The organism is Sulfitobacter sp. R18_1 (genome assembly GCF_017743915.1).
Classification (GTDB): domain Bacteria; phylum Pseudomonadota; class Alphaproteobacteria; order Rhodobacterales; family Rhodobacteraceae; genus Sulfitobacter; species Sulfitobacter faviae.
In genome coordinates, this window is record NZ_JAGHRG010000012.1 from 71,557 (window position 1) to 97,488 (window position 25,932).

At 63.2% G+C, this 25,932-nt stretch carries 23 protein-coding genes; 13 read left to right on the top strand and 10 right to left on the bottom strand.

Going from position 1 to position 25,932, the window contains the following annotated elements; genetic code table 11:
• Positions 1 to 219 precede the first annotated feature (219 nt).
• Positions 220 to 987 carry a DeoR/GlpR family DNA-binding transcription regulator gene (locus tag J7392_RS20425; protein ID WP_067268490.1) on the top strand — a complete coding sequence of 256 codons (768 nt, stop codon included), beginning with the start codon at positions 220 to 222 and terminating at the stop codon, positions 985 to 987.
• 9 nt (positions 988 to 996) lie between these two features.
• Here J7392_RS20425 and J7392_RS20430 read toward each other — a convergent pair whose 3' ends face one another.
• From J7392_RS20430 to J7392_RS20440, 3 genes are all read right to left on the bottom strand, one after another.
• Entirely contained in the window at positions 997 to 2,400 is a 1,404-nt protein-coding gene (locus J7392_RS20430; RefSeq protein WP_247744681.1) for a trehalose-6-phosphate synthase, read from the bottom strand.
• Between the two features lie 163 nt (positions 2,401 to 2,563).
• A complete protein-coding gene (locus tag J7392_RS20435; protein WP_209219171.1) occupies positions 2,564 to 3,160 on the bottom strand; it encodes an exopolysaccharide biosynthesis protein in 597 nt (198 codons plus the stop codon).
• A 93-nt stretch (positions 3,161 to 3,253) separates the two neighbouring features.
• Positions 3,254 to 4,228, bottom strand: a complete 975-nt coding sequence (locus J7392_RS20440; RefSeq protein ID WP_209219172.1) for a DNA topoisomerase IB — start codon at positions 4,226 to 4,228, stop codon at positions 3,254 to 3,256.
• 198 nt (positions 4,229 to 4,426) lie between these two features.
• Here J7392_RS20440 and otsB point away from each other — a divergent pair, with 198 nt between their 5' ends.
• Positions 4,427 to 5,176, top strand: coding sequence for a trehalose-phosphatase (gene otsB, locus J7392_RS20445; RefSeq protein ID WP_209219173.1), 750 nt, complete (start codon positions 4,427 to 4,429; stop codon positions 5,174 to 5,176).
• Positions 5,177 to 5,221: 45 nt separating this feature from the next.
• On the top strand, positions 5,222 to 6,997 hold the full coding sequence (locus J7392_RS20450) for a glycoside hydrolase family 15 protein (RefSeq protein ID WP_209219174.1): 1,776 nt from the start codon (positions 5,222 to 5,224) through the stop codon (positions 6,995 to 6,997).
• Here J7392_RS20450 and J7392_RS20455 read toward each other — a convergent pair.
• The 7 genes from J7392_RS20455 to J7392_RS20485 form a co-directional block, all read right to left on the bottom strand.
• A complete protein-coding gene (locus J7392_RS20455) occupies positions 6,994 to 7,596 on the bottom strand; it encodes a LysE family transporter (RefSeq protein ID WP_209219175.1) in 603 nt (200 codons plus the stop codon). The two genes, J7392_RS20450 and J7392_RS20455, sit on opposite strands and share 4 nt — an antisense overlap.
• A 123-nt stretch (positions 7,597 to 7,719) precedes the next feature.
• Entirely contained in the window at positions 7,720 to 9,261 is a 1,542-nt protein-coding gene (locus tag J7392_RS20460; RefSeq protein WP_209219176.1) for an indolepyruvate oxidoreductase subunit beta family protein, read from the bottom strand.
• Positions 9,258 to 11,408 (bottom strand): indolepyruvate ferredoxin oxidoreductase subunit alpha, encoded by a 2,151-nt coding sequence (locus tag J7392_RS20465; RefSeq protein ID WP_209219177.1) that lies wholly within the window; start codon positions 11,406 to 11,408, stop codon positions 9,258 to 9,260. Before J7392_RS20465 ends, J7392_RS20460 begins: the two co-directional genes overlap by 4 nt.
• Before the next feature lie 9 nt (positions 11,409 to 11,417).
• Positions 11,418 to 11,897, bottom strand: a complete 480-nt coding sequence (locus tag J7392_RS20470) for a MarR family transcriptional regulator (RefSeq protein ID WP_348540718.1) — start codon at positions 11,895 to 11,897, stop codon at positions 11,418 to 11,420.
• Positions 11,898 to 11,900: 3 nt separating this feature from the next.
• Complete coding sequence (locus tag J7392_RS20475; protein WP_209219178.1) at positions 11,901 to 12,692, bottom strand: cyclase family protein; 792 nt, start codon at positions 12,690 to 12,692, stop codon at positions 11,901 to 11,903.
• A 174-nt stretch (positions 12,693 to 12,866) separates the two neighbouring features.
• Positions 12,867 to 13,829 (bottom strand): dihydrodipicolinate synthase family protein, encoded by a 963-nt coding sequence (locus tag J7392_RS20480; RefSeq protein WP_209219179.1) that lies wholly within the window; start codon positions 13,827 to 13,829, stop codon positions 12,867 to 12,869.
• A gap of 131 nt (positions 13,830 to 13,960) precedes the next feature.
• Positions 13,961 to 14,659, bottom strand: coding sequence for a GntR family transcriptional regulator (locus tag J7392_RS20485; RefSeq protein WP_209219180.1), 699 nt, complete (start codon positions 14,657 to 14,659; stop codon positions 13,961 to 13,963).
• Between the two features lie 345 nt (positions 14,660 to 15,004).
• Between J7392_RS20485 and J7392_RS20490 the strand changes: the two genes are divergently transcribed.
• From J7392_RS20490 to phnD, 10 genes are all read left to right on the top strand, one after another.
• Complete coding sequence (locus J7392_RS20490; RefSeq protein ID WP_209219181.1) at positions 15,005 to 16,012, top strand: ABC transporter ATP-binding protein; 1,008 nt, start codon at positions 15,005 to 15,007, stop codon at positions 16,010 to 16,012.
• Positions 16,009 to 17,118, top strand: a complete 1,110-nt coding sequence (locus J7392_RS20495; protein ID WP_209219182.1) for a dipeptide ABC transporter ATP-binding protein — start codon at positions 16,009 to 16,011, stop codon at positions 17,116 to 17,118. Before J7392_RS20490 ends, J7392_RS20495 begins: the two co-directional genes overlap by 4 nt.
• Positions 17,119 to 17,160: 42 nt before the next feature.
• Complete coding sequence (locus J7392_RS20500; protein ID WP_209219183.1) at positions 17,161 to 18,675, top strand: ABC transporter substrate-binding protein; 1,515 nt, start codon at positions 17,161 to 17,163, stop codon at positions 18,673 to 18,675.
• Between the two features lie 66 nt (positions 18,676 to 18,741).
• A complete protein-coding gene (locus tag J7392_RS20505) occupies positions 18,742 to 19,686 on the top strand; it encodes an ABC transporter permease (RefSeq protein WP_067264018.1) in 945 nt (314 codons plus the stop codon).
• Positions 19,686 to 20,585 carry an ABC transporter permease gene (locus tag J7392_RS20510; protein WP_209219184.1) on the top strand — a complete coding sequence of 300 codons (900 nt, stop codon included), beginning with the start codon at positions 19,686 to 19,688 and terminating at the stop codon, positions 20,583 to 20,585. Before J7392_RS20505 ends, J7392_RS20510 begins: the two co-directional genes overlap by 1 nt.
• 11 nt (positions 20,586 to 20,596) lie before the next feature.
• Positions 20,597 to 22,390, top strand: a complete 1,794-nt coding sequence (locus tag J7392_RS20515) for a gamma-glutamyltransferase family protein (RefSeq protein WP_209219185.1) — start codon at positions 20,597 to 20,599, stop codon at positions 22,388 to 22,390.
• A 3-nt stretch (positions 22,391 to 22,393) separates the two neighbouring features.
• Complete coding sequence (locus J7392_RS20520; protein WP_209219186.1) at positions 22,394 to 23,155, top strand: DUF1028 domain-containing protein; 762 nt, start codon at positions 22,394 to 22,396, stop codon at positions 23,153 to 23,155.
• 4 nt (positions 23,156 to 23,159) lie between these two features.
• Entirely contained in the window at positions 23,160 to 24,002 is an 843-nt protein-coding gene (locus tag J7392_RS20525) for a sulfite exporter TauE/SafE family protein (protein ID WP_209219187.1), read from the top strand.
• Entirely contained in the window at positions 23,999 to 24,712 is a 714-nt protein-coding gene (locus tag J7392_RS20530; protein WP_209219188.1) for an FCD domain-containing protein, read from the top strand. Before J7392_RS20525 ends, J7392_RS20530 begins: the two co-directional genes overlap by 4 nt.
• 188 nt (positions 24,713 to 24,900) lie before the next feature.
• A complete protein-coding gene (phnD, locus tag J7392_RS20535) occupies positions 24,901 to 25,881 on the top strand; it encodes a phosphate/phosphite/phosphonate ABC transporter substrate-binding protein (protein WP_209219189.1) in 981 nt (326 codons plus the stop codon).
• Positions 25,882 to 25,932: the final 51 nt, after the last annotated feature.

The window sequence follows — 25,932 nt, forward strand, 5'->3', positions numbered from 1 at the left end:
TGGCTATCGGGCTGTTGGTTCACGATCCGGCCCTCCCCCAGCTCAGACTGTCCAATTTGGGGCAGTGTTACGAAACGACTCTCATCTGCACAAGAATTATTTTCGTTTATGTTCGTTTCACCAGCATAGCGAACATGTTAAACGTGTCTTGCTGCGCGATTGCTTGCGTTAGCCAAAACACTGGAGATAATGCGCCAACAGCAGGCAGGAGCGACGCCCATTTCACAGACATTCCGCCATCCCGACATCCTTGAAATCGCCCGGCGCGAAGGCAAAGTCACCGTCGATGGGCTGGCCGAACATTTCGGCGTGACCCATCAGACCATCCGCCGTGACCTTACGGAACTGGCCGACAGCGGTAAGCTTGAGCGGGTCCATGGCGGCGCGGTGCTGCCCTCGGGGGCCAGTAACATCGGCTATGCCGAGCGGCGCAATCTGCATGAAGAGGCCAAGAATCGCATCGCCCGCGCCTGTGCCGAACATATCCCCGACGGCTGTTCGGTCTTTCTAAATATCGGGACCAGTACCGAGGCCGTGGCCCGCGCCCTGCTTCACCACCGGGATTTGATGGTGGTGACGAACAACATGAACGTGGCCAATATTCTGGTCGACAACCCCGAATGCCGCATCGTGCTGACCGGCGGCGCACTGCGCCGGATGGACGGCGGACTGGTCGGAAACTTGACGATCGAGACGATCCGCCAATTCAAATTCGACATCGCGGTGATCGGCTGTTCGGCAATGGATGCGGATGGCGATCTGCTCGACTTCGACATCGAAGAAGTGGGCGTCAGCCAATGTATCATCGCGCAGTCGCGCAAGACGTTTTTGGTGACCGATCATTCCAAATTCAAACGCTCTGCCCCCGCGCGGATCGCCTCGGCGCGGGAGGTGGATATGTTCTTTACCGATCTGGCGCTGCCTGCGGGCCTTGCCGAGAAATGCAGCGGTTGGGAGACCGCAGTGGTCTATGCGCCAGAAGAATGACCCCCGCCGCTAGGCGTCTGTCCATTCCCGCGCGCGGGGCTTGACCACGAGCGTCGGCTTGCAGGCTTTCAAAGCGTCGACGAAATGCTGGCTCCAGAGGTTCACATCCGTGGCCCGCACCTGCGCCATGCAGCTGGCATGGCGGCGCTTGCGCTCTTCCAGCGGCAAGGCGAGCGCGGTCTTGAGCGCTTCGCTGATGTCTTCGATATCATAGGGATTGACCTGAACCGCATCCGTCAGGTCCTCGGCAGCGCCGGCCATATGCGACAGGATCAGCACACCGGGGTCTTCGGGGTCTTGCGCGGCGACATATTCCTTGGCCACAAGGTTCATCCCATCGGCGAAGGGCGTCACGATCCCGACCCGCGCACGGCGATAGAGGCGGGCCAAAAGGTTGCGATCAAGGTTGCGGTGGATATAGCGCAGCGGGGTCCAGTCGATCTCTCCATGCTCCCCGTTCACGCGGCCGACAAGCTCTTCCAACTCGTAGCGCAACTCGCGATAGGCGGCGACTTCCTCTCGGCTGGGCGGGGCGATTTGGACCATGCTCACCCGGCGTTCCCGCTCATCCCGGGTTTCGAGATAGCGGCCAAAGGCGCGGAAGCGGTTGGGCAGACCTTTGGAGTAATCGAGCCGGTCGACGCCGATCACGATGTCGCCTGCCATATCGTCGGCCAGACGGTCCTGCGCGCTGCCGCCCTGCGCGGCCTTCACAAAGGTCTCCACGTCGATGCCGATGGGGAAAGACCGCAGCGCCACCGCGCGGGAGCCGCATTTGATCGTGCCATCCATCAGGAATTCGGAATCGGTTTCGGCCCGGAACATCTCAAGACAGCGGGCCACGTCGGCGCGGGTTTGCAGGCCGACGAGGTCATAATCCGCCAGCCAATGCGCCAGATTGGCCTCCCGCGGGAGGGCGCCCATATCGCCCAAGGCGGGAAAGGGAATATGCAGGAAAAACCCGATCTTGCCGGTGAAACCCAGCTTGCGCAGCTCTGTGGCGAGGGGGAAGAAATGATAGTCGTGAACCCAGATCATATCGTCGGGCTCGGCCACCTCCATCACCTGCCGGGCAAGGCGGGCGTTGACGGCGCAATAGCCCCGCTCGAACCCGCGGTCGAGCTTGACCAGATCGCCGCGGCGGTGGCAGACGGGCCAAAGCACCGAGTTCGAGAAGCCGAGGTAAAAATTCTTGTAATCTTCGGGGGTTAGGCTAAAGCTCAGCCGGGTGTAATTGCCCTGATCGCCATATTCGCTGAGACTGTTGGCGGGGGTTTCCGTGGTTTCGGGGTGCGACCCGATCCAGATGCCGCCGATCTTGCGCAGGGTTTCATGCAGCGCATAAACCAGCCCACCGGAAGGGGCGGCCTCCGATGGGATGCGATTTGAGATTACAATTAATCTGCCAGCCATTTTATGCCTCGGGAACAATCATTTTCGGTCGCCGAGCCTGATTAGGCGGAACGCCGACCACCACTAACGGTTTAATGGTTTAGGTCGGTAAAGGTTCCCAGCTTGAGCGCCTTTGGTCAAATCTTTTGCAGGTGCAGCATGGCCATAGGCGGGAATTATTTTCTCAGCGCCCAAGAAAGAACCACGCGACCCCCACAGGTAGCAGCGACATGAGGACCATCGACAGGATGACCACCCGCCCGTCGCGCATCAGATAGCCCGCCGCGAAGATGGCGATCATCGCCGACGCGATGGAGCCGGAGGTGGGCACGACTTCCATGAAGGGCATGAACATCGACAGGGCCATCACCATGAACAGGGGCAGGTAAATCCACGGGCGGTGCAGGATGAAGGTCGAGCGCTCATGCAGATAGCGGTCCACGAAATCCACCGGGCGGCGCAGCCATCGCACCCCCTCGCGGAGTTTCTTCGCCGCGATGTCGCGGCGCATGACGAAACCGGGCAGCCAGAGGCTGTCGCGGCCAAAGATCATCTGCACCACCAGAAACAGCACCACCAAACCGATGAAAGCCGTGATCCCCGGAATGCCGCTGGCGGGCGAGGTTGAGATCAGGCTGAAGGCAAGAATAGTCGAGGCAAAGGAATGTTTTCCCAGACAATCGATGATCTCTTCCACAGTAATTTGCCGATCCGCGCCGCCGGAAAGATGCTCCATCTCATCTAGGACGCCGCTGAGGGTTGGCCGACCTGTATCGCTCATGAAATTCTGGTCCTTCTAACGTCGGGCGATAGCGCTACTCATGTTAACAATGCGTGAGCGCCGTGAAAGTTCGCCCGAATTGTCGATTCAAGTTCACGTCTTCGCGCGCAGAAAGGCCAGCAGCCCCCGTTCGGCTTGGGTCATATCGTCGATATCGGGCGGGTCCGGCAAGTCTTGCGGGGTCTGGGAAAGTTCGATCACCTGCGGGTGGATATAGCTGTTGCGCGCGATGGTGGGCGTGTTGTGCAACCGTTCAGCGGCGGCTTCGGCCATGGCTTTGATGCTGGGCTTATCCTCCTTCAGCGCCACGTCGAAGGCGGCGACGGACCCGGCCCAAGTGCGAAAGGTCTTGGCCGAGAAGCCTTCGGTGCCAGCGGCCTCGGCAATGTAGTCGTTCAGCGCGGTTGAGGTCAGACTGCGCGGCTGCCCCTCTTCGTCGAGCCATGTCAGCAGGTCCGCGCCGGGCAGATCGCGAATTTTCTCAAGCGCGCGCATCAGGGTGCGGTTGGCGATCTGGCGGCGAACCCGTTTGCCGCCCTTTGCCATGAAAGACGCCTGCAACTTCCCATCGCGCAGGACCAGATGCCGCCGTTTCAGGGTCAGCGTGCCATAGGTGCGGTTGGTTTCAGCATAGACCTGATTGCCGACGCGCAGCGACAGCCGGTCGATCATCGCCACGGCAGCGGCCAGCGCGAAATCACGTTCGCCCAACTCCTCCTTGAGATCACGGCGCACGCGGCGGCGGATGCGCGGCAGGGTCTCGGCAAACTCGGGCAGGCTTGCGTATTTCTCCTGCGCCTGCGCCTCGGACCAGAGCGGATGGTAACGGTATTGCTTGCGCCCCCGTGCATCGAACCCCGTCGCCTGAAGGTGACCGTTGTCATAGGGGCTGATCCAAACCCGCTCATAGGCCGGGGGCACCGCCAGTTTCACCAGCCGCGCCCGCTCGGCCTTGTCCTTGATACAGCGGCCATCGGGCGCGTGATAGGAAAACCCCCGCCCGCAGCGCCGCCGAGCGATGCCGGGTTTGCTGTCGGGGTAGTACCTGAGCGTCGACGGTGCGGTCATCTGGGGTTCCGATTGCGATAGGCGGGGTGGCGTCTGGGGCCTGCCCCCGTTTTGATCAACGCGGGCGCATCGGCTGGGTTCCCGCGGCGCACATCGCGCATCTCTGCGCAGTTGCAGCATAAATCCGTTGATTTCGCTGCGCTGGCGCATAGGTTTCTGGGGGAACGCCCGTGCAACGAAACGGATAGACCGGCCCCTATGGATAGCACCACCCTGTCGCCCCGCAATCTGCCGCCCGTGATCCCGGTCGAGCGCCATGCGTTCTTCCTTGATCTCGACGGCACGCTCGCCCCCATTGTCGACAACCCCGAAGACGCCTGTCTGCCGGAGGCGACGCGCCATCTTTTGACCCGTCTCGTCGCAAAGACCGATGGGGCGGTGGCGGTGATCTCTGGCCGGGCCATGGCGGATGTGGACCGTATCTTGGGCGCGCTGCGCCTGCCGGTCTCGGGGTCGCATGGGATGGAGCTGCGGCTTAGCACCGCGGAGGATCACGCGCCGGGGCAGAGCGCGGGAATCCCCACCCCGGTCATCGACCGGGTCGAGGAATTCGCCGTGCTGCATGGGGTAACATCCGAGCGCAAGCCCGGCGCGATCGCGCTGCATTACCGCAAGGCCCCGGAGCAAGAAGACGCCTGTCGCGGCTTCGTCGATACGCTGGTCGGCGAAGACTCCAGCCTGCGCGGTTTGCATGGCAAGATGGTCAGCGAGGTCGCCTTGAAAGGTGTCGACAAGGGCGGCGCGGTGGCGCGGTTCATGGCCTCCCCCGCCTTTGCAGACCGCCTGCCCGTGATGGTCGGCGATGACGTGACGGATGAAGACGGCTTTCGCGCGGCGCAGGCCATGGGTGGCTTTGGCATCAAGATCGGCCAAGGGCCGACCGAAGCCCAACATCGCATCGAAGACGTGGCCGGTTTTGCCGATTGGCTGGAAGAGATTTTGCGCTGATCCGGCCCGCCCGGCAGTCGTATCAAGAATAGAAAAGAGGGACTTATGGATCTGGGTGTCATCGGGAATTGCGCGGTTGCGGCGCTGGTCAGCCGCGAAGGGGCGATCAACTGGTTCTGCCTGCCGCGTTTCGACGGCGATCCGGTCTTTCACAGCCTGATGGGCCATGGCGCGGGCGAAGAGGGCGACGGGGAATTTGCCGTCGAACTCGAAGACATGACCGAGAGCGAGCAGAGCTACCTGCCCAATACCGCGATCCTGCGCACCGTGTTGCGCAGCCCGAAAGGCGCGGTCGAGATTGTCGACTTCTGCCCCCGTTTCACCGCCTATGGCCGCAGCTTTCGCCCGCAGATGCTGGTGCGGCAGGTGCGGCGTATCGAAGGTTCCCCCCGTGTGCGGATGCGCATGAAGCCGCGCTTTCAATGGGGGGAAGTGGCCCCAACCCTCACCCGTGGCTCCAATCATGTGCGCTTCGTCGGGCCTGAGCAGAACATGCGCCTGACCACCGACGCGCCGATTGATCATGTGCTCGACGGGCGGATGATCAACCTCGAAGGTGAGATGACCTTCATCCTCGGCCCCGATGAGACCCTGTCGGACAGCCCTGAGCAGATCGGCACCACCTTCCGCACCAAGACGACCCGCTATTGGCAGCGCTGGACGCAGCGTTTGGCGATCCCTTTCGAGTGGCAGGAGGCCGTCATCCGCGCCGCGATCACATTGAAACTTTGCAGCTATGAGGCCACGGGCGGGGTGATCGCCGCGATCACCACCTCCCTGCCTGAGGCGCCGGATTCGGGGCGCAACTGGGATTACCGCTATTGCTGGGTGCGCGATGCCTTCTTCACCGTGCGCGCCCTCAACAGTCTCGCCGCCACCCGCACGTTGGAGCATTATTTTCAATGGCTGATGAACGCCGTGGCCGATGCCGAGGGCGGGCATATCCAACCGGTGCTGGGGCTGGGGCTTGAGACGGCGCTGACCGAGCGCATCTCGCCTAGCTTACAGGGGTTCCGTGGCATGGGGCCGGTGCGGATCGGCAATCAGGCGCATGAGCATTTCCAGCATGACACCTATGGCAATATCATCCTCGGTGCCGCCCCGGCGTTCTTCGACCACCGCCTGCCGACGAACACCGGGCGCACCGCCTATGAGCAGTTGGAGCCGCTCGGCGAACAGGCATGGGAGCTGCACGACCAGCCCGACGCGGGCATCTGGGAATTGCGCAGCCGCGCGCGGATTCACACCTCGTCGTCGTTGATGTGTTGGGCCGCCTGCGACCGTCTGGCCAAGATTGCGCGGCATCTGGAATTGGACGACCGCGCCACCCGCTGGGCCGAGCGGGCCGAGGTGATCCGCGACAAGATCCTCGACAACGCATGGTCCGAGGAACGCGGCGCCTTTGTCGAAAGCTTTGGCGGCAGCACCCTCGACGCGAGCGTTTTGCTGATGGGCGAGGTCGGCTTTCTGCCGCCGAAAGACCCGCGATTCATCGCGACGGTCGAACGTCTATCCGAAGTGCTGGGCCGCGGCCCTTTCATGCTGCGCTACGAAGAGGCCGACGATTTCGGCGTGCCGGAGGTGGGCTTCAACGTCTGCGCCTTCTGGCGGATCGACGCACTGGCACGGATTGGCCGCGAAGAGGAAGCGCGCAAACTGTTCGAAGAGTTGCTGGAGGCCCGCAACCACCTTGGCCTGATGTCCGAAGACACTGCCTTTGCCACTGGTGAGGGCTGGGGCAACTTCCCCCAGACCTACTCAATGGTCGGCATCATCAACGGTGCCATGCGCCTGTCGCGCCGGTGGGAGGCCGAGCTTTAACGCGCAAGCAGCAGCCGCAGCCCCAAAAGCCCCAGCACAGCCGAGGCAATGCGGTCGAAATAGACCTTCGCGCGCAGGTAGCCTTGGCTGACGGCAGGGCGGCTCATGCCGAAGGCCAATGCGGTGTAGAAGGCCAGTTCGATGATCAGGTGATTGGCGACGATCAAGAGGTTCTCGCTCAGCCGCATCCCCTCGGGGAAGATGACGACCAGCACCGCGGCGGCGAAAAGCACCGATTTGGGGTTCAGGATGTTGATCATCAGCCCCTGCCGAAACGCATGGCGGGCGGGTGTCACCGTGCTTGTCACCGGTGCCCGCGCCCCGCGCCACATGCCGTAAGCCACATAGAGCAGGTAGGCCGCACCCACGGTTTTCACGATGGCATAGGCCCATGGGAAGGCGAGGAAGACGGCCTCCAACCCCAAGAGCGCGGCAAGGGTCCAGAACGACGCCACAAGGCCGAGGCCAGCCCCCACGGCAACGCCCGCCTGCCGCCCCGAACTCAGCGTCGTTTTCAACGCGATCAGAAAGGCCGGGCCGCGGCTGAGGATTGACGCGATGAGCGCGATGTTGAAGGCGATGAGATGCGAAAGTTCCATGGCAGCGGTCCCCTGTGACTGCGCCCAGCTAGGCGCGACGCGAACCCGTGGTCAACTGCGATGCAGGCGCCGGGGGCCGCTCTGTGCGTGATCCGCCCCGCGCCCGCTCAGAAAACGGGCACCTCAGACGAAGGACCGCACCGTGGCGATGGCCCCGTCAAGCGCCTTGCCATCCACATCCTGCAGCGCCGCCTCGCGCAGCCGTGCGATCCAGTCCGCCGCGTCGTCACGCCCGCGCAGCAGATCGGCGGCGCCCATCACGCGGTCGAACTTGCCCAGGCCCCGCGCGTGGGTGTCGGAATAGCCCTTGATCAGGCGGCGGCATTTCACCAGTTCCACGGCGAGGGCGTAGTCAGTCTCCACCTCCGCAAGGCAGCGGCGCAGCCAGTCCTCCAGATGCGCGACCTCCAGCGCATGGCGATGGGTGCGCAGCCGGTAGCCCTTCAGGCCGCCGAGGAAATGCAGCATCAGGAAGGCAGGCAGCCGGTCGGTGCGCAACCGGCGGCCCTTGTCGAACCAGCGGTTCAGTCGGGACATCCACCTCTCGCTCGCCTCCACCTTGGCGCCGAGCCGCGCGGGCATGAGCCCGGCGATCTCTTCCGCGCGGGGGTGGAAATACTCGGTCAGTTGCAGCAGGTTCTCGTCGCCCGCGCGCATCTCTTGGCGGATGTGCGACAGACGCGGGGCGCGGGTCTTGAGGTCCGCCACGCGAATGATGTCGTCATAGGCCATGGCATTGGCGATGTATTTCGCCGCCGCCGCCGAAAGCGCCCAGTCGTGTGCGGCATCATCGCGGGCCAAAACGGTATCGAGCCGGTCGAGATACAGCGCGCCATAGGCGCAGTCCTGAAAGTTCACCACCTTGGCGAGCCCGGCAAGCGCGAGGTCCCGCACAGGTTCGGGCAGGCGGTCGGCCCGGTCCACCAGCGCGGCCCATTCGGCCTGCAACTTCTCCGGCCCGACAAGGCTGAACGGTTTGATCTCTTCCTCGGGCGCCTGCGGTGTCTCGGGCAGCTTGCCCTGTGCCGCGTCAAAGCCCACAGCGAAGGCGCGCAGCGAGGGTTCGACCCCCTTGCCGCCGGCACGGATCGCATTCTCATAGGCCTCACGTGGAAACGGCAGCGCGCCGGAGCCTGCAAGCGCGCCAAAGAGCGAGGCCGAGATGACCGAACCCGCGCCGACGGCCAGCCCTTCCATATCTTCAAGCACCAGCTTATGCGCCGCGATCTCGGCCGCCGCGCGGACCTCATCGGCATCCGCGATGCCGTCGCCGGGTGCCATCTTCTCGCTCACCGCGAGCGCGCGGTGGGTCGAGCCGATCAGCGTCGTGCGGTCCGGCGTCACGAAACCGCGCATCACGGCGCGGCCCACTTCCATCATCTCGGCGGCGATCAGCACGTCCACGTCGCCCGCCGCCGGGGCCAGCGCGAAGACGGGGTCCAGCGCGCTCTTGGGGGCCATTTCGACGTAGTAGATGGTGGCCCCGGTACGCTGCGCCACGCCGGCGACCGAGGTCGCCTGACAGACGTAGCCCTCCGCCCGGGCCATCGCCTCGATCCAGCCGGTGAGCACGCCGCCCCCCTGCCCGCCCACGGCCATGACGGCAAGCTTGATGATCTTCTCGACCCGCGCGTCGGGGGTCTTTTGCGGCAGCACCATGTTCATGTGGCCACTCCTTCGTTGCGCAGTCGTTTCGCATCGCGTCGGTCTTGCAACCAGCGAATGATTTGGCCGGTCTTCTCGGCCCGCCAACGCTCGAACTTCGTCGGGTTGTGCACCACGTCGGCCTGATAGAAGGACGGGCAGAGCACGGCGGTATCCGCCACTTCGCCGCAGTTGCCGCAGCCGACGCAGGTCTGGTCGATATGCGCCACCGGGTCGTCGCGCAGCGGATCGTCGAGCCGTTTCAGCGACAGCGACGGACAGCCCGAGAGGCGGATACAGGCGTGATCGCCGGTGCAGACATCCGCATCGACGCCAAAGCGCGGCACCTCCATGCGGCGGCCGTCCCTAATCGCCTGATTGCGTTTCGGCTTCTCGCGGCGCTGCTTGTTGAGCATGCATTCCGAGGAGGCCACGATCACCTTCGGCCCCTTGTAATCGGTGGTCAGCGCCTCGCGCAGCACCTCGCGCAGCTTGCCCACGTCATAGGTCCGGTCGATCTGGCGCACCCATTCCACGCCGACGCCTTTCAGCGCCTTGGAAATCGGGTTGTTCGTGCTTTTCGTGTCGTTATGCGCGCGCGAGGACATCACGTCCTGCCCGCCGGTGGCGGCGGAATAGTAGTTGTCGACGATCACCGCGACGCTGTCGGACTTGTTGAACACCATGTTGCCGATCGAGGTCGACAGACCATTGTGCCAGAAACCCCCGTCGCCCAAGATCGAGATCACCCGCTTGTCGCCGCCGCCATCAAATGCCGCGTTGGAGGCGGGGCCGAGGCCATAGCCCATGGTCGAGCCGCCGATCTCGAAGGGCGGCAGGCAGCCGAAGAGATGGCAGCCGATGTCGCCGGTGATCTGGTGCTTGCCCAACTCCTGCTCGGTCAGTTTCATCGCGGCGAAGATCGGGCGTTCGGGGCAGCCGGTGCAGAAGCCCGGCGGGCGGATCGGCACGGTCTGTGTGAGATCCGGGATCGCGGGCGCCTCGGCGTTAGGCGCGCGCACCGCACCGGGCAGCATCTCCGGCGCGGCGATCTTGAGGAAGGCCGTCAGACCATCCAGCAGCACCTGCCCGGTGTATTCCCCGGCCATCGGCAGCACGTCCTTGCCGTGCAGCTTCACCCGGCGGTCGAGCTTGTAGAGGTAGGAGCCAAGTTGTTGCTCGATGTGGTCGGGCTGCCCTTCCTCGACCACCAGCACATGCTCCTTGCCCGCGCAGAAGTCGTCGAACTCATCGCGCAAGAGCGGATAGGTGACGTTGAGCACGTAAAGCGGCACCTCGGTCTGGCCGTGGATGTCGGCGAGCCCCAGCCGCTGCAATGCCCGGATGACAGAATTATACATGCCGCCCTGCACCACGATGCCCAGAGGCGCCTTCTCGGGGCCGAAAAATTCGTTGAGCTTGTTGTCGCGGATGAATTTCTCGGCCGCCGGCCAGCGGTTCTCGATCTTGTCCTTCTCGTGCAGGTAGGACATCGGCGGCAGCACCACGCGGTTGAAATCCGACTGCGGGTTCGCCGCAGCCTCGGCCACGGTGAGCGGCGGGCGCTGGTTGTCGCGGGTCTCGAAACTCCCCGTGACGTGGCAGGACCGGATGCGCACCATCAGCATGACCGGCGTGTTGCTGGCCTCGGACAGCTCGAACCCGTCCTTCACCGCCTTGGTGATCGAGGGCAGGTTCGGACGCGGGTCCAGCATCCAGAACTGAGATTTCATGGCAAAGCCGTGGCTGCGCTCCTGCATGATCGAGGAGCCTTCGCCGTAGTCCTCGCCCACGATCACCAGCGCGCCGCCGGTGACCCCCGAGGAGCTGAGGTTCGCCAGCGCGTCCGAGGCCACGTTGACCCCCACCGGCCCCTTGAAGGTCACCGCCCCCCGGATCGGATAGTGAACGGACGCCGCCAGCATCGCCGCCGCCGCGGCCTCGGAAGCGTTGGCCTCAAACCGTACGCCCAGCTCGCCCATCAGTTCCTCGGCGTCGGCCAGCACGTCCATCAGGTGGCTGATCGGCGCGCCCTGATAGCCGCCGACATAGCCCACGCCGTTCTCCAAAAGCGCCTTGGTGATCGCAAGGATGCCCTCGCCGGTGAAGACGTCGCCGTCTCCCTTGCGCAGATGTTCCACCTCTGCCTTGAACGAACGTTCGGCCATCGGTCCCTCTCAGAAATCGTGTTTTCGAATGTTCCGCAGCATGGTCTGCAAGGTGGCCACGAAGGCTGCCTTCTCCTCGGGGCCGATGCCCTTGAACATCGCCTCATAGGCCTGCGCCATATGCGGCCAGAGACGCGCATAGGCCTCGCGCCCCTGATCGGTCAGGTAGACCCGCGTGGCACGGCTGTCGTTGGTATCGGTCTCGCGCCGGACCAGCCCGTCGCGCACCAGCGCGTCAAGCGCGCGGCTCAGCGTCGATTGCTGCACCACCGCGTAAACCGCCAACTCGCGGATCAGGATGCCGTCGGTCACCGACAGCACCGCGAGCGAGCGCATCTGCGGCGTGGTCAGGCCGAGTGCCGCCATCTCCGCCGACAGGGCGGCATTGTACCGCCCCATGATCCGGTTCATCAGATAGGGCGCGAAATTATCAAGCCCCATCCGATCCAGCGGCGCGTTCTCGGCCTTGGAAGGTGGTGTATCTGTCACCGATCAGCCCTTCGGCACCAGTGCCAGCGCCCGAATGGGGCTGCCGGTGCCGTTCTTGATCTTCAACGGCGCGGCGATCAGGATCGCCCCCTTGGGTGGCAGTTTGTCGAGGTTGGCCAGTGACGCCAGACCAAAACAGTTGTTCTTATGCAGCAGGTTATGCGCCGGATAGGGCGGCTCCATCCCGCCCGCTTGCCCCGCATCGGTGCCGATGCACTGGGTGCCCCAGCCGACGATCTTCTTCTCCATCAGGTACTGGATCGCATCCGGGGTCGGTCCGGGGCTGTGCGGCCCGGCCTCATCAGCGTTAAGAAACCGCGCCTCGTCATCGACGCGCGCGTCCCAATCGGTGCGCATGACAACCCATTCGCCTTCGCCGATCTCGCCATACTCGGCTTCCCATTCCTTGATGCTCTTTGCATCGAGCAAGAAATCCGGGTCTTTCTGCGCCTGCTGAGAGCAGTCGATCACATTGACCGGGGCGACCAGACGCTGCACGTCGAGCGTATCAGTGAACCCGTCGTCGTAATCCTTGCCAGTGATCCAATGGTGCGGCGCGTCGAAATGCGTGCCCGAATGTTCACCCAGCACCATCCAGTTCCAAGCAAAGAAGGGGCCGTCCTCGTCATATTCGCTGATCTTGTGAATCTCGACCTTCGGCGTCGGCTTGGCGAAATCGGCAGGCAGTTGCAGGATCGGCGTATCCGGCCCCAAAACGCCCGAGCAATCCACGACCTCAACCCCGCCCGAAGCCAGCATCGCGCCGAAATCGCGCATTAAATCCGTAGCACTCATTTCAATTAATCTCCCTCAAATGGCGCACCCACTCCCGATGCGTTGTCCCTGCAAAGATGCTAGTCACATTTATATGCGTTTGCAATTATCTTCTTCGAATGGCCTGCCACGAACGCAAAAGGCCCGCCGCAAATGCGACGGGCCTGCCCAGCCGGGGAGTGGTGGCTAAGGAGATTAAGCGGCGTATTTGGCGACCGCCCCGCCCTGCTGGCTCCAATCGGCATACCATGTGCGGAAAAGCTTATACTGCGCCTCGGCATAGCCGCGCTGGCTGTCGGTCAGCGCGTCGGTCTCATTAAAATGCAAGGCATATTCCGCATGGCCTTCGAGCACCATCAGATGCTTATAATAAAGCACGAGGTCCGGCCCCTCGTCGAAGGAGGACAAAACACCAAGGGCCGCATCAAGCTCCTGCGCCCGCTGGCGCGCTTCGGCATCGCCCGCTGCCGCAGCTTGGCTGAGGGCAACCAGATGCAACACTTCGCGCGGCAGCACATTGCCGATCCCGGTGATCGCGCCAGTTGCGCCGCAATTGACAAAACCGTGGAAGACGGTGGTATCCACACCGATCATCAGCGTGACCTCATCATCCCGGCTGGTGATATTCTCGGCCGCATAGCGCAGATCATCCGCGCCGCCGAACTCCTTGAAGCCGACAAGGTTGGAATGCTCGGCCCGCAGCGCAAAGAAGAGATCGGCCCGGGTGGCGAAACCGTAATAGGGGCTGTTGTAGATCACGGCGGGAAGCTCAGGCGCCGCCGAGAGAACCTTTTTGAAGTGATCCTTCTGCGCGGCGACCGATGTGCCGCGCGACAGGATACGGGGGATCAACATCAGCCCCTTGGCGCCGACCTTCTGCGCATGGGCCGCATGTTCGGCGGCCAACTTCGTATTCACGGCCCCCGTGCCCACAACCACCGGCACGCCCGCTTCGACCAGACGTTCGACCCCTTCCATCCGCTCTGCATCGGTCAGCAGCGGCCAATCACCCATGGACCCACAGTAAACCACCGCGCTCATCCCATCGGCGATCAGCTTTTTGCCCATACGCACCAAAGCGTCGAAGTCAGGTTTCCGGTCTTCGGTGCAGGGGGTCATCAGGGCCGGGATGCAGCCGGAAAAAATCGAAGGGGTCATATATCTCTCCATCATAGAAACCGGCCGCGATACCGCCGGGCTTGGCTGCATCTTAACTATTGTATTTTATTTGTCGACATAAAATCTGCACAGCCACTATGGCGGCCCAATAAAGGCGCATTTACCTACAGTTACAGGTCGATATGCTGCCGCCGATCCCGCGAAATCAGCGCCTGAATCTGCCGCACGATCTGATCCGCATGGGTCGCGGCCAAAGAATCCGCACGACCAATATCCCGCGCCTCAATCGCCGCGATCAAGTCCTCATGTTCCTGCACATACTCACTGGGAAGCTGATCGTCGAAAGACTGGTAATACATCCGCAGCAAACGGCGCCCCTCATCCAACAGCCGCAGGCAAAGCGATTCGTAATAAGGGTTGCGCCCCGCCCGGGCGATCTCGGCATGGAACTCCCGGTTCGTGGCGATCATCGACAGCGCGTCCTGCGCCGACACGGCCTTGGCGAACTCCACCTGCCGCGCGCGAATATTGGCCATATCCGCCGGCGTATGAAACTGCGCCGCAAGACGCGTGGTGACACGGTACATCAATGTCATCGCGTCAAAGAAGGTGTGCAGGTTCATGAAGTCGATATTCGACACGACCGTCGAACGGTTGGGCAGCGTGGTCACCAACCCCTCGCTTGCCAACCGCACCAAAGCCTCGCGGATCGGCGTGCGCGACATCGACAGCCGCTCGGAAAGTCGAATCTCGTCGATTGGACTGCCGGGCAAGAGGGTCAGATCGAGTATCTCATCGCGCAGGATGGAATAGACAAATTGCGCCCCGGACCCGCGCTTGCGTTCCGCCGTTTTAGGTTTGCTGGTCATGCGGGGATGCCGCCCTTTCGATGTTCATGGCTCCCCCTCGATAAAGCAACAAATCCCCCGCCCTACAATAGCGCTATCACCCCCAGAGCGCGCCACCCCCCTCATTTCATCCTTTCTCAAATACCTTCCGCACTCTCCCCAAGCGCCACCCCGCGCCAACCGCGCACCCAACCGCCGCAACAAATCGCCCAAAAATCAGGCATCACCGCCGATATATCAGGCACTATTCCCGCTAGAATACTGACCCCAAATGGCTTTTTCAAAAACTGCAATCGCCGGATTGACAGCAAGAAAGTTGCAACCGCATACTCGACCAATCTGATATTGGTTCAAGAAAGCGGTCCATTGCCCAGCCCCGACACCGGTCCCGACAAGGTTTTGCTCGAAGTGCGCGACTTCAGCCTGCGCTTTCGCGGCGCGCCGAGCGACCAGATCAACCATGTGAATTTCACCGTCCACCCAGGCAAGACGCTCTGCGTCGTCGGGGAAAGCGGTTGCGGGAAAAGCGTGACCTCGCTGGCGATGATGGGGCTGCTGCCGGCCGGTGCGGCGACCATCCGCTCGGGCGAGATGGTTTTCGAAGGTCAGAAGCTCGACCTCGCCGACCACACTGCCATGCGCAAGCTGCGCGGCAGTCGGATGACGATGATTTTTCAAGAGCCAATGACCTCGCTCAACCCCGCCTTCCGCATTGGCGACCAGATCACCGAAGCCGTGCTCGCCCATAGCGACGCCAGCAAGTCCGAGGCTGAGGACAAGGCGCTGGCGATCCTCAAGCGGGTCGGCATTCCGGCGGCAGAGAAGCGGATGCGCGACTACCCGCATCAACTCTCCGGCGGCATGCGCCAGCGGGTGATGATCGCCATGGCCTTGGTCAACGACCCCGCGCTCTTGATCGCGGATGAGCCGACGACCGCCCTCGACGTGACCATTCAGGCGCAGATCCTCGAATTGATCCGCGACCTTCAGGCCGAGACCGATATGGGCACGATCATGATCACCCATGACCTTGGCGTAGTGGCCGAAATCGCGGATACCGTCGCCGTCATGTACGCAGGCACGATCGTCGAAACTGGCCCTGCGGAACGCATCTTTAACGACCCGCAGCATCCCTACACGATCGGCCTCATGTCCTCGATCCCGCAGCTCAGCGGTCCGCGCGGACGCTTGGCGACCGTGCCGGGCATGGTGCCCACGACGCAGAACATGCCCCAAGGCTGCCGTTTTGCCACGCGCTGCCCCTTCGCTCAGCCCATCTGCGCGCAGGAGCCGCCGCTTGCGCCGCTGGAGGGGGGCCATGCCGTGGCCTGCCATTTCGCCCCGCTGGAGACACATCTGGAGCAGAGCGTATGAGTGACACGATCCTGACAGCGCGCGGGCTGAAGAAACATTTCAAAACCTCGGGCGGCGGATTGGCCAAAGGGGCCACGGTCAAGGCGGTCGATGACGTTTCCTTTGACGTGAGCCGGGGCGAGACTTTTGCCATCGTCGGCGAATCCGGTTGCGGCAAATCCACCCTCGCGCGGCTCCTGATGCGCTTGCTGACGCCGACCGAGGGCGATGTGCAGTTCGACGGCGCGGATGTGCGCAGCCTTTCGGGGCGTGATCTGACCGCCCTGCGCCGGGACATGCAGTTCATCTTTCAAGACCCTTTCTCATCGCTCAATCCGCGTATGAGCGTCGGCAAGCTGGTCGGTGAGCCGCTTGAGACCCATTTCCCCCAGATGTCAGCCACCGAGCGGCGCGGCAAAGTGGCCGAACTGCTGGCCAAGGTCGGGCTGCGCCCCGAACATGCCGAACGCTACCCGCATGAATTCTCGGGCGGTCAGCGTCAGCGGATCGGGATCGCGCGGGCGCTGGCCTCGGCCCCGAAACTGGTGATCGGGGATGAGCCGGTCTCGGCCCTCGACGTTTCGGTGCAGGCGCAGGTGATCAACCTGCTTGGCGATCTACGCGATGAGTTGGGGCTCACATTGGTCATCATTGCCCACGACCTCGCAGTGATCCGCCATATGAGCGACCGCGTGGCGGTGATGTATCTGGGGCAAATCGTCGAACAGGGCGATGTCGACACGGTCTATAACCACCCGCGCCACCCTTATACCCGCGCGCTCTTATCGGCCATTCCGGTGGCCGCCCATGGTGCACGCACGCCGCAAACCGCGCTTGAGGGCGAGATGCCAAGCCCGGCCAATCCGCCTTCGGGCTGCCGTTTCCACACCCGTTGCCCCTATGCCAAAGAGCGCTGCGCGAGTGAGCCGCCTGCCTTGCGCGAAACCGATGCAGGCGACGGCCATATCGCCGCCTGCCATTACTTCGAAGAGATCGCCGCCGCCACGCCGGACCTCGGCCTTGCCGATGCGCCCGAACGCGCCCCCGGGGCCGCCGCGCGCTTTGCGCTTTACCAAGACGCCATGCGGGACCGGACCACGCTCCGCCCCCGCCAAAACCAAGAATAACAGGCTGAACCCAGACTCATTGAAACGACAGGAGAGTTCGACATGACACTGACCAAAATGACACTTGCCGCTGCATTGCTGGGGGCCACGACCCTCGGCGCGCAGGCGGCTGACCTGCGCATCGCGCTGCAATCCGATGCCGATGTGCTGGACCCCGACCAGTCGCGCACCTTCGTGGGCCGCATCGTCTACGCGTCGCTTTGCGACAAGCTGGTGGACATCACCCCGGACCTCGAAATCATCCCGCAGCTGGCGACCGAATGGTCTTTTTCCGAAGACGGCAAACAGCTGACCATGAAACTGCGCGACGATGCGGTCTTCCACGATGGCACGCCCTTTGATGCCGAGGCCGTGGCCGCCAACATCGACCGCAGCCAGAACATGGAAACTTCGCGCCGCAAGTCCGAGCTTTCCTCCATCACCGGCGTCGAAGTGCTGGGCAGCCATGAGATCCGCTTTGATCTGGCCGATGCCGATGCCACGCTGATGGCGCAATTCGCCGACCGCGCAGGCATGATGGTCTCTCCCACCGCTGCTGAGGCCGCGGGCGATGACTTTGGCCTGAACCCGGTCTGCTCCGGCCCCTACCAGTTCAAAGAGCGTGTGGCCCAAGACCGGATCGTGCTTGAGAAATTTGCCGACTATTACGACGCCGAGGAATACCACTTCGACACCGTCACCTATCTGCCGATCCCCGACACCACCGTGCGTCTGGCGAACCTGCAATCGGGTGACATCGACATGCTGGAGCGTCTGGCCGCGACCGACCTCGCGCAGGCCGAAGGTGACGACAGCATCAACGTGGAAAGCGCCGTGTCGCTTGGCTATCAGGGCATCACGATCAACGTGGCCAATGGCGAAAAGGGCGACAACCCTTGGGGCAACGACAAACGTCTGCGTCAGGCGCTGAGCTATGCGATCGACCGCGAAGCGATCAATCAGGTCGTCTTCAACGGTGCCTTCGCCGCGGGCAACCAGCCCTTCCCGCCAAACTCGCCTTGGTACAGCACCGACTATCCCGTGCCTGAACGTGACGTGGAAAAGGCCAAGGAACTGCTGGCCGAAGCGGGCTTTGCCGATGGCATCGACCTTGAGGTGCAGGTGCCCAACACCACGATCCCGCTGCAGCTGATGCAGGTCGTGCAATCCATGGCAGCCGAGGCGGGGATCAACATCTCGATCACCTCCAAGGAATTCGCGACGCTGCTGGCCGATCAATCGGCGGGTGACTATCAGGCCAGCCAGATCGGCTGGTCGGGCCGTGTGGACCCCGATGGCAACATCCACCAGTTCATGACCTCCGATGGCGGCATCAACGATTCCAAGTTCTCGAACCCGGAAGTGGATGAGCTGCTGAACAAGGCGCGCAAATCCAACGATCAAGACGTGCGTCGCGAGAGCTATACCGCTGCCCGCGCGATCCTGAACGAAGAGATGCCGATCGTGTACCTCTACCACCAGACATGGATCTGGGCGCTGGATTCCGACATCACCGGTTTCACCCCCTATCCTGACGGCATGATCCGCCTTGCGGGCATGAAAAAAGAAGAAGGCTAACCCTTCTGCATCCGCACCGCCGGGCCGGTCCCGGCGGTGCCCCTCCCCTGAGCGAGACGTTTCAAAATGCTGTCCTTCATCCTGCGCCGTCTGGTGATCGCGATCCCGACGATCATCCTGATCTCGGTCTTTGTCTTCACCTTGCAAAAGCTGCTGCCGGGCGACCCGGTGCTGGCCATGGCCGGCGAAGAACGCGACCCGCAGGTGCTGGAATTCCTGCGCGAGAAATACCGCCTGAATGACCCAATCCCGGTGCAATATTTCACTTGGATCGGCAACGCGCTGACGGGGGACTTGGGCATTTCGCTGCGCACCAACCAGCCGGTGCTTGAGCTGATCGGGGAAAAGCTGCCCGTCACGATCCAACTGGCGACGATGGCGATGATCTTTGCCCTGTTGATCGGCGTGCCTGCGGGCATCTTCTCTGCCGTCAAGAAGGGCACCGTGACCGATTATGTGGCCAATGTCGTGGCGCTGTCGGGCCTGTCGATCCCGAACTTTTGGCTGGGCATCATGCTGATCCTGCTGGTCTCGGTGAAATGGAAACTGCTGCCCGCCTCGGGCTATGTGCCGCTGAGCGAAGACCCCATCCGCTCCATCACCGTGATGATCATGCCCGCCTTCGTGCTGGGCACGGCGCTGGCCGCGACGCTGATGCGCCACACCCGGTCGGCCATGCTGAGCGTGCTGAGCAGTGACTACGTCCGCACCGCCCGCGCCAAGGGTCTGGTCGAGCGCCGGGTGATCCTGAAACACGCCTTTCGCAACGCGCTGACGCCGATCGTCACCCTGACCGCCCTGCTCTTTGGTGAGCTGATCGCGGGTGCGGTGCTGACCGAACAGATTTTCACCATCCCCGGCTTTGGCAAGCTGGTGGTCGATGCCGTGTTCAACCGCGATTACGCCGTGGTCCAAGGCATCGTGCTCGTCACCGCCGTCGGCTTCATCTTCATGAACCTGCTCGCCGATGTCGCCTATGTGCTGCTGAACCCCCGCCTGAGGAAGCAATAATGGCTCAACCTGCCACACCCATCACCATCGACGCCGAAAGCGCCGCCGATCCGGTCCTCTCTGCCCGTCCCGAAAACCGGGTTTGGAAGAAGTTCCGCACCCATCGCAGCGCCATGCTGGGCGGCGTGCTGGTGGTCTTCTTCTGCGCCATCGCACTCTTGGCCCCATTGCTGCCGATCCCCGACCCCGCCGCCACCGATTGGGGCGCGGTGCGCAAGGGGCCTTCGGCGGCGCATTGGATGGGCACCGATGAGTTGGGCCGCGATGTGCTGAGCCGTCTGGTTTGGGGCGCGCAGGCCTCCTTGTTGGCCGGGGTTGTCTCGGTCGCCATCGCGCTTGGGCTTGGCGTGCCTTTGGGCATCGTTGCGGGCTATTTCGGAGGTTGGACCGACGCGGTGATCTCGCGTTGCACCGAAGCATTGCTCGCAGCACCCTTCCTGATCCTCGCCATCGCGCTTGCGGCCTTCCTCGGGCCGAGCCTGACAAATGCGATGATCGCCATCGGCATCTCGGCCACGCCGATCTTCATCCGCCTGACCCGCGGTCAGGTGCTGAGCGTCGCCGCCGAGGATTACGTCGAAAGCGCCCGCGCCATTGGTCTGAGCACGCCGCGCATCCTGCGCCGCTATATCTTCCCCAATGTGCTGCCGCCCGTGTTGGTGCAGGCCACGCTGACCGTCGCCACTGCCATCATCGCCGAGGCGTCGCTCTCCTTCCTTGGTCTTGGCCAGCAGCCGCCCGCGCCCTCTTGGGGGTCGATGCTGAACACGGCGAAGAACTTTCTCAATCAGGCGCCGTGGATGGCGCTTTGGCCCGGCATCGCGATCTTCATGGTTGTGCTTGGCTTCAACCTTCTGGGCGACGGGCTGCGCGACGCGCTCGACCCACGCGAACACTGACCGGAGACGACATGACCCCCTTCACCACCCGCCCCGAGATCCGCGGCTCCTTTGGTGTCACCACTTCGACCCATTGGATCGCCTCGACCGTGGGGTTCGGCATCCTTGAAAAAGGCGGCAACGCCTTTGACGCCGCTGTCGCCGCGGGCTTTGTCCTGCAAGTGGTCGAGCCGCATTTGAACGGCCCGGCGGGCGACCTGCCGATCATCTTTCACGATGCGGCAAAACAGGCGACCAAGGTCGTCTGCGCTCAAGGGGTCAGCCCCGCCGCCGCCAAGCTGGAGCATTTCGAGGCTCTGGGTCTCAAGCTGATCCCCGGTTCGGGTCTTCTCTCCACCGTGGTGCCCGGTGCCTTTGACGGCTGGATGCTGATGCTGCGCGACCATGGCACGATGGGTCTGCGCGAGGTGATGCAACCGGCGATCGACTATGCCCGCGACGGGCATCCGGTGCTGCCGCGCGTGTCGAACACCATCAAGGGGCTGGCCGAATATTTCGCCGCCGAATGGCCCAGCTCCGCCGCGGTCTGGACGCCCGGCGGCGCGGCGCCTGAGCCGAACGCCAACTTCAAGAACCCCGATCTGGCCGCGACCTATGAGCGTTTGGTCAGCGAGGCCGAAGCCACAAGCGAAGACCGCAGCGCGCAGATCGAAGCGGCGCGCAAAATCTGGTCCGAAGGTTTCGTGGCAGATGCGATTTTCGACTATCTCGAAGATGCCTGCGTGCATGACGTGTCCGAGCTAAAGAACAGCGCCCTTCTGGCGCGCGAGGACATGGCCAAATGGCAGGCCAGCTATGAGGACACGCTGACCTACGAATACCACGGCTGGACGGTGCATAAGACCCACGCTTGGTCGCAGGGGCCGGTGTTCTTGCAGACCCTCGCGATCCTCAAACATTTCGATCTTGCCGCGATGGATCCGATGGGCGCTTCCTTTACCCATACGGTGATCGAGGCGATGAAACTCGCCTATGCCGACCGCGAGGCCTATTACGGCGACCCCGAGCAGAGCATCATCCCGATGGAAGAGCTGCTCTCTGATGCCTATAACGCGGAACGCGCGAAGCTGGTGAACGGCAAGGCATCGCTTGAACAGCGCCCCGGCGTGATCGCGGGGCTGGAGCATCTGGCCGAGCGCTATATCGAACGCGCGGCCCGTGATTTCGGCGTTCAGAACGCCGCCCCGCAAGAGCCGACGATGGCGCATTTGACCGAGAAACGCGGCGATACCGTGCATCTCGATGTGATCGACCGCTGGGGCAATATGGTCTCGGCCACGCCCTCGGGCGGGTGGTTGCAGAGCAATCCGGTGGTGCCGGGGCTTGGTTTTCCGTTGAACTCCCGCGCGCAGATGTTCTGGCTTGAGCGGGGTTTGCCCACCTCCCTCGCCCCCGGACGGCGTCCGCGCACCACGCTGACCCCCTCTTTCGCCGAACATGCCGATGGGCGGCAGTTGGTCTTTGGCACGCCGGGCGGCGACCAGCAGGACCAATGGCAGCTGATCTGGTTCCTGCGTTTCGTGCACCACGGCCTTGACCTGCAAGAGGGGATGGACGCGCCGCTGTTCCACACGCTGCATTTCCAAAGCAGTTTCTTCCCCCGCCAAGCCCTACCCGGTGAGATGATGATCGAACCCAATGTCGGCCCCGCGGTCATCGACGCGCTGCGCGCACGAGGGCATATCGTCACCGTGGCCGAGCCGTGGTCGGTGGGGCGGATGACCGCCGCGCTGCGCAATCCCGATGGCAGCCTTCAGGCCGCCGCGACCCCCCGCCTGATGCAGGCCTATGCCGTAGGACGTTAACCCATGACCTATTCCATCATCGCCCGTGACCCCGAAAGCCATGAGATCGGCATCGCCGTGGCGAGCCGCTTTTTCGCCTGCGGGGCCGCCGTGCCCTATATCGGGCGGCGCGTCGCCGTGGCCACGCAGGCTTTCGTTAACCCGCTTTGGGGGACCGAAGGCCGGCGCATGCTGGAAAGCGGCGACCCCGCCGAAGCGCTGCTGAAGGAATTTGCCGCGCGCGATGCTGGGCGCGATATCCGGCAGTGCCACATGCTCGATGCCCAAGGAAACTTCGCCGCGCATACCGGTGCGGGCTGTGTCGATTGGGCCGGGCACCGAGTGGGGACCATTCACTCCGTCGCGGGCAATATGCTGACCGGGCCGGAGGTGGTGGAGGCCACGTTCGAGACCTACGCCGCGCGCCATGATCTGCCGATGGCCGAACGTCTGCTCGCCGCCATGCGCGCGGGCGAAGAGGCGGGCGGCGACATGCGCGGGCGTCAAGCCGCGGGGCTGGTGATCCACCGCGGGCAGGACCATGCCTATCTCGACCTGCGCGTCGATGACCACGGCGATCCGCTGAGCGAACTTGACCGCCTGCTCGACGTCGCCGGAGAGCGCTATCTGCATGTGGCCGAAGCGATGCCGAGCCTCGACAATTTTTCGGGCACATCGGACCGCGCGCCGATTGATGCGGCGATCACCCGCGCCGAAGAGGCCCGCAAGGCGGCGGGCAAGCCCAGCCGGTCGCTGGCGACAGATTTAGAGACAAAGAAAGATTAACCATATGAACGCGCTCGATTTCAGCCAGCTTCTGCCCCTTCTCGCCATTGCGGTTTCCGCCGGGGTCTTTGGCGGCATCCTTGCAGGGCTGCTTGGTGTGGGCGGCGGCATCGTCATCGTGCCCGCGCTTTATCTTGCGCTGTCGACGGCGGGAATGGATCCGGCGATCACCATGCAGGTCGCGGTGGGTACGTCCCTGGCGACCATCGTCTTTACCTCGCTATCGTCGGGCTATGGTCACTTCAAACGCGGCGCGATTGATATGGACCTGTTGAAACTCTGGGCGCCATCGCTGCTGGTCGGCGTCGTAATCGGCGCGCTTCTGGGGGGCTATGTCTCGGGGCTGATCCTTGTCGGCGTCTTTGCCACCGTGGCCGCCATCGTCGCCCTCGACATGATCTTTCGCAAGACCAAGGACGACCCCACCCCGCGCGGCTTTGCCAAGCCGATTTGGGCGGTCTTGGGCGTCGTCACCGGCGGGCTGTCGGCGATGATGGGCATCGGGGGCGGCACCATTGGCGTGCCGTTGTTGAACTTTCTGGGCTACGACATCCGCCGCGCCGTGGGCACCTCTGCCGCGATCGGTTTCATCATCGGCCTGCCCGGTGCAGTGGTCTATGCGCTCACCGGCCTCGGTGCCGAGGGGCTGCCGCCCTTCTCGCTCGGCTATGTGAACCTTGCCGCGGCGGCGATCATCATTCCGCTCACCTCCAGCTTTGCCCATGTGGGTGTGAAACTAGCCCATAGCATCCCGCGCCGGGCGCTTCGGTTTGCCTTTGGAATTTTCCTAATGGTAACCTCTCTGCGTATGTTCATTGATTTATTTGAAGCGTTTTCCATCTCATGACACAGCCCCCCCAGTCCGCCCCAAGTGAAGATGAATTGGCCGAGCGGCTGCGCGGAGCGATCCGCCAAGGGGACATCCTGAACGACGGGCGGATGCCGCCCGAACGGGCGCTGGCCGAGCATTTCGGCGTGAGCCGGGCGCGGCTGCGGCTGGCACTTGGCCTGTTGCAAGAGGACGGCACGATCTACCGCCGCCACGGCCAAGGCACATTCGCCACACCGCCCCCCGCGACCAATGCCGACAGCCTGCGCCACCTTGCGCGGCAGGTCACGCCAAGCGACGTTATGGAAGTGCGGCTAGAGGTCGAGCCTGCCCTTGCCGCCCTCGCCGCTGACCGCGCCCGCCCGCAAGAGATCGAGCGGTTGGACCAGTTGATGCGCGCCACTCTAAACCTTAGCGACCCGGACGCCTATGAGGCGGCGGATGACATGTTCCACTACAAGATTGCTGAGATGGCGCGGAATCCGCTGTTCCTCACGGTCTACGAATCCATCCGCGCGGTGCGCCGCGAAGTGGCATGGACCTCGCGCCGCCGGACCTATCACGCCCCCGAAACGCTACAGGTTCTGGGCGAGCAGCATATGACCCTGAACGACGCCATCGCCCGGCGCGATACGCTCGGCGCCGCCGCCGCGATGGAGCAGCATTTGCTGACCGTTTCCAAAACCCTGCTGCGCGACCGGGTGCGCAAGATCGAACTCGATCTCTGAAGCCCCTGTTTCGACTGGTTAAACCGCGCCCTGGCCTTCCCCGCTCTGCGGTGGGAGATGTTACAGCTTTGTGACAATTTTGTCCGCCGACGCGCCGGAACAGCTTGCAAACGAAACTGTTCGATGTTCGTATCTGCGCATTATTGTATTTCGCGCCAGATGCGCGGATTCTCAGGGAGGAGAACGCAATGTCTCATAAATACCTATTCGCCGCAGGTCTCACCGCGGCCTTCACACTGACGGGCAGCCTTGCCTTCGCGCAAGAGGATTGCGATCGCGGCGCCTTGGACAAGATGTTCTGCGACGCCGATGGCGATCTGGTCGCCGATGCGCCGACCGATCCCGATATGCTGAAAGACCCCTCAACGCTGGTTTTCGCCTACACGCCCGTCGAAGACCCGGCGATCTACGAAGACATCTGGACCCCCTTCATCGAGCATCTTGAAGACGTGACCGGCAAGGACGTGCAGTTCTTTGCCGTGCAGTCGAACTCCGCCGAGGTCGAGGCGATGCGCTCAGGCCGCCTGCATATCGCCGGTTTCTCCACCGGTCCCACGCCCTTTGCCGTGAACCTCGCGGGCGTCGAGCCCTTTGCCATCATGGGTGCCGAGGACGGCCAGTTCGGCTACAAGCTGCAGGTCTACACACAGGCCGACAGCGACATCAAAGAGATGAAGGATCTGGCCGGCAAGCGCATCGCGCATACCTCGCCCACCTCGAACTCCGGCAACCAAGCGCCCCGCGCGCTCTTCCCCGATCTGGGCGTCGTGCCGGACGAAGACTACGAAGTGACCTATTCGGGCAGCCACGACCAATCCATGCTGGGCGTTGTCGCGGGCGACTATGACGCGGCCCCGGTGGCCTCTGAAGTGGTCGACCGTATGGCCGAGCGCGGTCTCTATGACCCCGAGGAGGTGCGCATCGTCTGGGAAAGCGACCCCTTCCCGACAACCTCCTACGGTGTCGCGCATGACCTCGCGCCCGAGCTGAAGGAAAAGATCAAGGAAGCCTTCTTCTCCTTCGATTTCGAAGGCACCGCACTGGGTGAGGAATTCGCGGGCGTGAGCAAGTTCGTCCCGATCACCTACAAGGACCAGTGGGCGGTGATCCGTCAGATCCAGAAGGCGAACGGCGTCGAGTACACGCCGCAGGGCCTCGCGGCTGAATAATCGTTCAACACCGGGGGCCGACCAAGCGGTCGGCCCCACGTTTAAGGTACA

Bases quoted from the DNA above. Each gene is read 5' to 3' on its own strand.
- J7392_RS20430 (WP_247744681.1), bottom strand. From the start codon at position 2,400: ATGGCTGGCAGATTAATTGTAATCTCAAATCGCATCCCATCGGAGGCC.
- J7392_RS20435 (WP_209219171.1), bottom strand. From the start codon at position 3,160: ATGAGCGATACAGGTCGGCCAACCCTCAGCGGCGTCCTAGATGAGATG.
- J7392_RS20440 (WP_209219172.1), bottom strand. From the start codon at position 4,228: ATGACCGCACCGTCGACGCTCAGGTACTACCCCGACAGCAAACCCGGC.
- otsB (WP_209219173.1), top strand. From the start codon at position 4,427: ATGGATAGCACCACCCTGTCGCCCCGCAATCTGCCGCCCGTGATCCCG.
- J7392_RS20450 (WP_209219174.1), top strand. From the start codon at position 5,222: ATGGATCTGGGTGTCATCGGGAATTGCGCGGTTGCGGCGCTGGTCAGC.
- J7392_RS20455 (WP_209219175.1), bottom strand. From the start codon at position 7,596: ATGGAACTTTCGCATCTCATCGCCTTCAACATCGCGCTCATCGCGTCA.
- J7392_RS20460 (WP_209219176.1), bottom strand. From the start codon at position 9,261: ATGAACATGGTGCTGCCGCAAAAGACCCCCGACGCGCGGGTCGAGAAG.
- J7392_RS20465 (WP_209219177.1), bottom strand. From the start codon at position 11,408: ATGGCCGAACGTTCGTTCAAGGCAGAGGTGGAACATCTGCGCAAGGGA.
- J7392_RS20475 (WP_209219178.1), bottom strand. From the start codon at position 12,692: ATGAGTGCTACGGATTTAATGCGCGATTTCGGCGCGATGCTGGCTTCG.
- J7392_RS20480 (WP_209219179.1), bottom strand. From the start codon at position 13,829: ATGACCCCTTCGATTTTTTCCGGCTGCATCCCGGCCCTGATGACCCCC.
- J7392_RS20485 (WP_209219180.1), bottom strand. From the start codon at position 14,659: ATGACCAGCAAACCTAAAACGGCGGAACGCAAGCGCGGGTCCGGGGCG.
- J7392_RS20495 (WP_209219182.1), top strand. From the start codon at position 16,009: ATGAGTGACACGATCCTGACAGCGCGCGGGCTGAAGAAACATTTCAAA.
- J7392_RS20500 (WP_209219183.1), top strand. From the start codon at position 17,161: ATGACACTGACCAAAATGACACTTGCCGCTGCATTGCTGGGGGCCACG.
- J7392_RS20505 (WP_067264018.1), top strand. From the start codon at position 18,742: ATGCTGTCCTTCATCCTGCGCCGTCTGGTGATCGCGATCCCGACGATC.
- J7392_RS20510 (WP_209219184.1), top strand. From the start codon at position 19,686: ATGGCTCAACCTGCCACACCCATCACCATCGACGCCGAAAGCGCCGCC.
- J7392_RS20515 (WP_209219185.1), top strand. From the start codon at position 20,597: ATGACCCCCTTCACCACCCGCCCCGAGATCCGCGGCTCCTTTGGTGTC.
- J7392_RS20520 (WP_209219186.1), top strand. From the start codon at position 22,394: ATGACCTATTCCATCATCGCCCGTGACCCCGAAAGCCATGAGATCGGC.
- J7392_RS20525 (WP_209219187.1), top strand. From the start codon at position 23,160: ATGAACGCGCTCGATTTCAGCCAGCTTCTGCCCCTTCTCGCCATTGCG.
- J7392_RS20530 (WP_209219188.1), top strand. From the start codon at position 23,999: ATGACACAGCCCCCCCAGTCCGCCCCAAGTGAAGATGAATTGGCCGAG.
- phnD (WP_209219189.1), top strand. From the start codon at position 24,901: ATGTCTCATAAATACCTATTCGCCGCAGGTCTCACCGCGGCCTTCACA.